Origin of the sequence: Microbacterium sp. Leaf351, from assembly GCF_001423825.1 — a bacterium.
In the GTDB taxonomy this organism is placed as follows: domain Bacteria; phylum Actinomycetota; class Actinomycetes; order Actinomycetales; family Microbacteriaceae; genus Microbacterium; species Microbacterium ginsengisoli.
This window is the reverse complement of sequence record NZ_LMPK01000003.1, coordinates 20,424-22,799: the sequence shown is the minus strand read 5'-3', so window position 1 is coordinate 22,799 and position 2,376 is coordinate 20,424. Positions and strand designations below refer to the sequence as shown.

The following is a 2,376-nucleotide window of genomic DNA, read 5'->3' as shown; positions in this document are numbered from 1 at the left end:
CCCGTCGATCTCGGGAGCGGGCTCGCCGCCGAGCGAGATCTCGTAGGCGCGGATCGCGATGCCGAGGCCCCCGAGGTCACCGATGTTCTCGCCGATCGTGAGAGCGCCGTTGACGTGGTTCTCGGGAGCGAGACCCTGCGGCACGAGCTCGTCGTACTGGGCGATGAGACTCGCCGTGCGCTGCTCGAACGCCGCACGGTCGGCGTCGGTCCACCAGTCCCGCAGCGACCCGTCGCCGTCGTACCGGCTGCCCTGGTCGTCGAACCCGTGGCCGATCTCGTGGCCGATCACGGCGCCGATGCCGCCGTAGTTGGCCGCCGCGTCGCGATCGGCGTCGAAGAACGGGTACTGCAGGATCGCCGCCGGGAACACGATCTCGTTCATGAGCGGGTTGTAGTAGGCGTTGACGGTCTGCGGGGTCATGAACCACTCGTCGCGGTCGATGGGCCCACCGACCTTTCCGAGCTGCCGGTCGTGCTCGACGACGTGCGCGCGGCGCACGTTGCCGACCACGTCGGCGGGGTCGACGACGAGTGCCGAGTAGTCCTTCCACCGCACCGGGTAGCCGATCTTCGGTGTGAAGGCGTCGAGCTTGGCGAGCGCGCGCTCACGGGTCTCGGGGCTCATCCACTCGAGGGTCGTGATCGACTGACGGTAGGCCTCGATGAGGTTCGCGACCAGCTCGTCCATGGCGACCTTCGCCTGCGGCGGGAAGTGCCGCTCGACGTAGACGCGGCCGACGGCCTCGCCGAGCGCCGCCTCGACGAGGCTCACGCCCCGCTTCCAGCGCTCGCGGTTCACCGGCACGCCGGTGAGCTGAGTGCCGTAGAACGAGAAGTTCTCGGCGACGATCTCCTCGGTGAGGAACGGCGCCGAGCCGTGGACGATCGCGTAGCGCAGCCACGACTTCCAGCCCTCGAGGTGCGCGTCGACGAGCAGTGCGCCCAGACCCTCCAGGAAGCTCGGCTGCTGCACGACGACCTCGGCGAACGCATCGGGATGCCCCGGTGCGAGCGCCGAGCGCCACGGCTCCAGGTCGACGCCCACGAGCGACTGCACCTCGTCCCAGGTCTTCAGGTTGTAGGTGGCGACCGCATCGCGGCTGCGCACGTTGTCCCAGTGCGCGGCGGCGATCTCGGTCTCGAGCGCGACGATGCGGTCGGCCTGGGCCGCGGCATCCGTCACGTCGACGAGGCCGAGCAGACGCTCGATGTGCTCGCGGTACGCGATGCGGGTCTCGCCGAAGTTCTCGAGCCGGTAGTAGCTCTCGTCGGGGAGGAACAGCCCGCCCTGCACGAGGAAGGGGACGTAGCGGGTCGGGTTGCCGGGGTCGGGCTCGACGTAGAGGTCGATGAGTCCGCGCACGCCGTCGCGCTCGAGCTCGCCGATCGCGATCAGGAGGTCCTCGACCGAGCCGATCGCGTCGATGCGGGCGAGCTGCGCCGAGATCGGCGCGAGGGATGCCGCGGCGATGCGCTCGGTGTCCATGAAGCTGGCGTAGAGGTCACCGATCTTGCGGGCCTCGGTGCCGGGCTCGGCCTGCTGCGACTCGGTGATGATCGCGGCGACGTCCTTCTCGGCCTGCTCGGCGATGAGGTGGAACGAGCCCCAGCGGGCCTTGTCGTCGGGGATCGCGGTGCGGTCGAGCCAGGCGCCGTTGACGTGGCGGAACAGGTCGTCCTGCGGGCGGATCTCGGTGCTCAGTTCGCCGAGCTCGAGACCGGAGCGGAGGTCTGCAGACATGGGCTCCACCCTACGCCGCGCACTCATGGGTCGGCCGGGAGTTGCGCACATCCGCGCACCCGCGTCCGCCGTGTCGGCGCCGCGCGGTACTGTCGCGTCGGGCCCGCACCGGCGGGCGGAGAAGAGGTCAGGATGTCGACACTCACCGCACGCGACGGCGCCACGGCGCTGCTCGTGGTCGACGTGCAGAACGGCGTCGTCGACGGCGCCCATGACCGCGACGGCGTGGTCACCCGCATCGCCGGGCTGGTCGCCCGCGCGAGACACGACGGCGTGCCCGTCGTGTGGGTGCAGCACTCCGAGGACGGCGAGCTCGAGCAGGGCACGGAAGCGTGGGAACTGGTGCCCGAGCTCGTGCCGGTCGACGGCGACGCGCACGTGCACAAGCGCTACGGCGACTCGTTCGAGGGCACCGACCTCGACGACCTGCTCGCCCGGCTCGGTGTCGACCGTCTGGTCGTCGCGGGCGCCGAGACCGACGCCTGCATCCGCTCGACCATCCACGGCGCGTTCGCGCGCGGCTACGACACGGTGCTCGTGAGCGACGCCCACACCGCCGGCGACAAGACCGCGTGGGGCGCCCCGAGCGTTCCCGACGTCATCGCGCACACGAACCTCTACTGGTCGTTCCAA

At 70.5% G+C, this 2,376-nt stretch carries 2 protein-coding genes; one reads left to right on the top strand and one right to left on the bottom strand.

Annotated features, from left to right (window positions below; genetic code table 11):
• Nucleotides 1-1,743: M13 family metallopeptidase (locus tag ASG00_RS01565; RefSeq protein ID WP_235559050.1), on the bottom strand; the 1,743-nt coding region annotated here is incomplete at its 3' end.
• 132 nt (nt 1,744-1,875) lie between these two features.
• Here ASG00_RS01565 and ASG00_RS01560 point away from each other — a divergent pair.
• Nucleotides 1,876-2,376: cysteine hydrolase family protein (locus ASG00_RS01560; RefSeq protein WP_056206348.1), on the top strand; the 501-nt coding region annotated here is incomplete at its 3' end.